This is a genomic window from Serratia sp. N21D137, from assembly GCF_047530005.1.
Lineage (GTDB): Bacteria > Pseudomonadota > Gammaproteobacteria > Enterobacterales > Enterobacteriaceae > Chania > Chania fonticola_B.
This window is the reverse complement of record NZ_JBLJAJ010000074.1, coordinates 1-4,878: the sequence shown is the minus strand read 5'-3', so window position 1 is coordinate 4,878 and position 4,878 is coordinate 1. Positions and strand designations below refer to the sequence as shown.

General features: G+C 50.2%; 5 protein-coding genes. All 5 read right to left on the bottom strand.

Features of this window, described 5'->3' with window-relative positions:
- Nucleotides 1-119: 119 nt before the first annotated feature.
- Nucleotides 120-1,670, bottom strand: a complete 1,551-nt coding sequence (locus tag ACMV5H_RS25070; RefSeq protein WP_414822749.1) for an ATP-dependent nuclease — start codon at nt 1,668-1,670, stop codon at nt 120-122.
- A 147-nt stretch (nt 1,671-1,817) separates the two neighbouring features.
- Nucleotides 1,818-2,381 carry a transposase gene (locus ACMV5H_RS25065; protein ID WP_232785424.1) on the bottom strand — a complete coding sequence of 188 codons (564 nt, stop codon included), beginning with the start codon at nt 2,379-2,381 and terminating at the stop codon, nt 1,818-1,820.
- 36 nt (nt 2,382-2,417) lie between these two features.
- Entirely contained in the window at nt 2,418-3,032 is a 615-nt protein-coding gene (locus tag ACMV5H_RS25060; protein ID WP_414822748.1) for a DUF2913 family protein, read from the bottom strand.
- A gap of 28 nt (nt 3,033-3,060) precedes the next feature.
- On the bottom strand, nt 3,061-4,005 hold the full coding sequence (locus ACMV5H_RS25055; RefSeq protein WP_414822747.1) for an Rpn family recombination-promoting nuclease/putative transposase: 945 nt from the start codon (nt 4,003-4,005) through the stop codon (nt 3,061-3,063).
- A 52-nt stretch (nt 4,006-4,057) separates the two neighbouring features.
- Nucleotides 4,058-4,501 (bottom strand): hypothetical protein, encoded by a 444-nt coding sequence (locus ACMV5H_RS25050; protein WP_414822746.1) that lies wholly within the window; start codon nt 4,499-4,501, stop codon nt 4,058-4,060.
- Between the last annotated feature and the right edge of the window lie 377 nt (nt 4,502-4,878).

Here is a 4,878-nt window from a genome sequence, read left to right as displayed (position 1 = left end):
CCAAGACGGTTTTAACGGCTTCGGCCCTAAATTCTTTCGAGTAACGTTGAGTTTTTCTGGTCATAGTGAACTCCTTTTAATCCCATTCTACTCAGGAAGGAGTGTCCGTTAAAATCAGGCTACCTCAGAGTGCTTCCCCCCTGAGCTCGTCCAACCTTTGTTTGGATTAATGTATCGAGTTCCTGGGGGGAGTAGTCAGAATCAAAGCGCTTGCGCCCATTATTTGGGCGGGGAATATAATCTGCCTCATCAGGCACAACGTCGCGGTCTGTAATGCAGACGACAGGAATAGGAACTACCGATCCATCGAATGGTTGCAGGATACGAGCATAGTGATATAGGCCAACACCACCGACGTTTATACAGGAAATACCGTGTTCGTTGAAGGAACAACCGGAAGCTTCTGCCAATGCTGGCAACAATAATGCCTCGGCAGGTCCCTCGACTATGGCTACGCCGCGGGCAAAGAAGAGATTGGCTTTTGTAGCATCGATGAAACGTCGCAGAAATTCATAGTCGTTTTTCTTTAGCTTGGTCTTTCCGTGCGCGAGGCTGAATAGTTGTGCGCGATTAACTAGAGTCATGCTGGCAATGTCAGCCCCCGCAGCTAATGACGGGCTATGCGTTGTCATGACAATTTGTACTGGGCGAGTGCCGTCATCGGCCGTCTTGGACGTTCGTTCGAGCAATTGCTGAACTCGTTCCTGCAGTTGCGGATGCAAGTGGGCTTCTGGCTCTTCTATCAACAACAGGCCGAGTTCCTCGCCATCACGTAGTAATACGAGCTCAGTCGCCATGAACAGGGCATTGTTGTAACCTAGCCCACGAACGCAGTGCTCAGAAGGGTCGATGCCGGATGTTGGAAGTAGGCCTAGCTCGAAACGTTCAAGGATAGGTTGAAGCCCTAGAATAGGGGCTATCTGGATGCGGGATGACAGTGCATCGCCAGCGAAGGCGAACTTGTTCAAGTAATTATCGTTGATGTCGTTTTGGACGTCCTTGATGACTTGGTGTTCGCCCAGGTGATGCTGAGCGAACGCCATCAATCCAACCAGGTTATTGGGTACTGTATCTGGGGCGTCAATATTGAAGTCGTTTAACTCTTGTCCACCGATGCGCCGGTGAGCCGCCAGAATTTGTGATAATCGAGACTGTCGTCCAGGCCGCAATTCTGCTTCTGCATCACGCAAAGGTCGAAGATAAGTAGCTCGAATGAGTTCACGTACCACGGTACCTATTTCTTGACCTGCACCATTTCTTCCTGAACACGTAACTGCCTCGACACGGCCTCGTTTATTTCCGTTGGGTGGTATCCATCTGGCTTGCAGATGAATGATCAGGCTACGACTGCCGTCTTCCTCGTGAGTTAACCACTCCAGAACAGCTGCTTCCTGGTCAGGATCGAGATCTGCCAGTGTGGCTTCAATAAAAAGCGATCTGGCTCGGTTTGTGCCATTGATATAGAAATCTTTCTCGAACAGACGAATGAATTCGTAGCTGGTTGTCCACAGTACGTAGCGGATCGCATCGACTACCGATGTTTTTCCTGAGTCATTCTCCCCTACAAGGATGTTTAACCCTGCCGAGAGTTCCCAATCAAGAGCTGGGGCATTAGTGCCGTCACCAAATACGCGAAAATTGGCTGCCCTTATTCGTTTCAGGTGCATCATTTCTTCCCTGTATTGTTGAAGCCTGGCCAGCGTAAGCACTTAAGACGGGAACCCTGCTGACGTAGACTCAAACTGCAGAAAAATATTTTGATTGAGATCACCACGATTAATTGATGAGCTCGATAGAGTATTCTAGACGTCTAGATGTCATTTTTTGGTGCTCAGGATTTTCGTCTGTAATTCTATGAGCCGATCGGCAATCCGTGTCAGCCCCGCATGAACGTAGTCACGCTGCATAGGGGTGACGATTTCATCGGCATTCAGCACTTTCCGAAAGTTTTCCACGCATTCCTGCCATAATTCGAACGACTGTCTCAGCCGGATTATTTGTTCATCAAACACTGACAGGGCGTTGCCCTGATAAGCTAGGTAGCCCCGTTCCAGGGTTGCGGCCGTGGTGAGTATCTGTTCCATGGTGTGTTTATGTGTTGCAGAGAATTCAGGCATCTCGTCATAAGAGCGGGATGACCGCTGGTTCTCCTGCTCGAACGCGGTTTCCATGATGAGGGCGTAACGGTAAAACCCCGGATATTCCTGGGTTAATGCCATCAGTTCTTTATCCGTGGTGCCGGTCCAAATCTGATGCAGTTCAGGGGTATAGCCCATCATGCGGTTGATAACCTGGTGCGGCTCCGTGACGCCTTGCGCGTCTAACTGCTGCATATGCTGATCCATTCTTGCCGCCATTCGGCGAAAATCGGCCATTGTCATCGGTGTTTCCTTTTACCGGTTCGGCAGGGAGCAATGCTACGCGGGCTCCAGCGCGACCGTATGGTGATCTGGAGTGCTGTCAACGAGCCTCGCGTTCAGGCCATATTCCGTCATGACACGAATGAAGGTGACGGTGTCACCAATGATGCGAAAGGGTAAGGGGTACAGGTGGCGTCCGTCCTGGGTAAAGGCCGCATTCAGCGCCGTTTTTTCGACGTAGAAGCCGTTGTTAAGTGACGGCGTCAGGGTAACGCCGGATTTCCACTCCCGTGCATCCATCACGTAATTGTCCCAACCCTGGTCTTTCAGCGTTTCTGAGGCGTAGGTGAGTCGGAACAGATCGGATTGTGCGACCAGATTGCCACTGCAGGAGCGCCACAGGTAGTCCAGGTGCTGACGCAGTTTTCCGGCCGGCGCATGCTTACGCCCACGTTCGAGTAGCCAGGTGATGTCGACGGCGACGCTTTTGGGAAATCGCTTCTGCTTTTGGGCAGTGGCCAGCCAGCGAATAAGAAACAAATTTTCGGCATAGGGAGTGCCGGCTATGCCGTCTTGACGCGCCAGACCCAGCGCCGCCAGGGCGTAGAACGCGAGATGGCTGAGTGCTGAAGTGGTGTTTTCCGTGGTAACGGATTCGGTCTTATCTAACAACGTCTACCCTGCCCGTCGTAACGATGGATTAATGGCGAATTTGCGCCAGGTCGGCGGCAGTCAGACCGGTCATTTTCATTACTGAATCGCGATCGATGCCGTTCGCCAGCATAGTGCGAGCAACGGCAAGTTTGCCCTCAAGCACTCCTTCCTGGCGTCCTTTGGCTTCACCAAGTTGGATACCTTCCAAACGGCCTTTTTCCAGCCCGCGCTCCAGGCCTTTTTGTTCCAGTTTTTGTGCAATGGTCATAAGAACCTCCTCGTGCTGTGGTGCTCGGCGTGCCAGCTCGCGGATAAAGGTTTCCGGAGAGGCTGTATCGCCAACCTGCAGCATGTAATTCATCAATGATGCCAGCTGCTCATTAGTAGTGTATCCGGCCAACAGCAAGGTGACCAGTTGTTCCAGCAGTTCGGCTAGGTCGCGCTGTCTGACATGTTTTTGCAGTAGTTCCAGGATGGCCATACGACGGTGCTGCATGATTTCATCATCTGGAATAACGGTAACGTCGACCAGCGGAAAATCATTGGTATAAAGTTGTTGGGCCAGCTCGGGATCACCAAACTCATCCAGCCAGCGCATGGAATACGGGTAAGGAGTGACCTGACCGTGATAGAACAACAACGGGACAACCAGAGGCAATTGCTCATTATCGGCGTCAAGGTGGCGTTGCATGGCGGCGATAGCGTAGCGCATCAATCTGAAGGCCATGTGTTTGTCAGGTGAACTCTGGTGTTCAATCAAACAATAAACGTATCCGTCTCCCTTCCCCGTCTTGAGTGAATACAGAACGTCGGAATAATAGGCACGAAGGTCTTCTTCGACAAAGTTGCTGGATTCCAGTCGCAACGTGCTCAGATCACAGGTTTTCAGCAGTGCCGGCGGCAGGTGCTGCTGCAGAAAGTCGCGGGCCGTTTCCGGGTGCGTCAGAAACTGCTTGAACAAAGCGTCGTGAGGTGTGGGTGTCGTTTTCATGATGACATCGTAGCACGTCGAGCCTTCTGTTCAATATCGTTGCAGTAGAGATTCAGAGGTGGTTTTCATTCACCAAATACCTTTTTTTAGTCCAAAAAATGGGGGCTATCAGGGCAAACAAGCTACCTGCAGAAAAAGCGCCTATGGCGAGAAAAATACTTTCAGCCAGGCCACCACTTGAATAATCAAACGCAGTCATTGCCATTGTGAAAAAAACGGCAAACAGGGCCAGGTAGGTGTATTTCTTGCGGATAGGAAACTCGATCAGCCCAGTACGGATGACATTATCCCCAAGCCATCGTCTGACCTTTTCAACATCAATAACAGGCTCGTAAAAAAGCTCCGTTTCCATGGCACTATTGGCATGAGCCAATATATCCTTTAACGAAGGTAAATCAGCTGGCCACTGATGTGTCCTGTTAACACCATAAGCCCGGAGTAAAGGCCATGCAAAGGCGTAATGACTGACTTTCTGAATGTATCGTCCATCCAGCACGGCCCAAACATCCTTACCCCCGGCGATATCCACGACATAAATCGCAATTCTTTCGGCTTTAGGATAATGATGGGTGTATACCTTGGCAGGGATCTTATCTATCTTGTGATATCGACAAAAGTTGACGCGATTCTTTCCCTCATGAGGCAAGAACAGACCGAGTTCAGGTATACAGGTATAACTGGTACTGCTTATTCCATATTCCGAAAAAATATGTGATTTTATTTTTTCTTCATCTTCTGTTGATTGATTGAGGTAGCCTGATTTTAACGGACACTCCTTCCTGAGTAGAATGGGATTAAAAGGAGTTCACTATGACCAGAAAAACTCAACGTTACTCGAAAGAATTTAGGGCCGAAGCCGTTAAAACCGTCTTG

Excerpts from the sequence above, each read along its gene's own strand:
- ACMV5H_RS25070 (WP_414822749.1), bottom strand. The coding sequence starts at position 1,670 with ATGATGCACCTGAAACGAATAAGGGCAGCCAATTTTCGCGTATTTGGT.
- ACMV5H_RS25065 (WP_232785424.1), bottom strand. The coding sequence starts at position 2,381 with ATGACAATGGCCGATTTTCGCCGAATGGCGGCAAGAATGGATCAGCAT.
- ACMV5H_RS25055 (WP_414822747.1), bottom strand. The coding sequence starts at position 4,005 with ATGAAAACGACACCCACACCTCACGACGCTTTGTTCAAGCAGTTTCTG.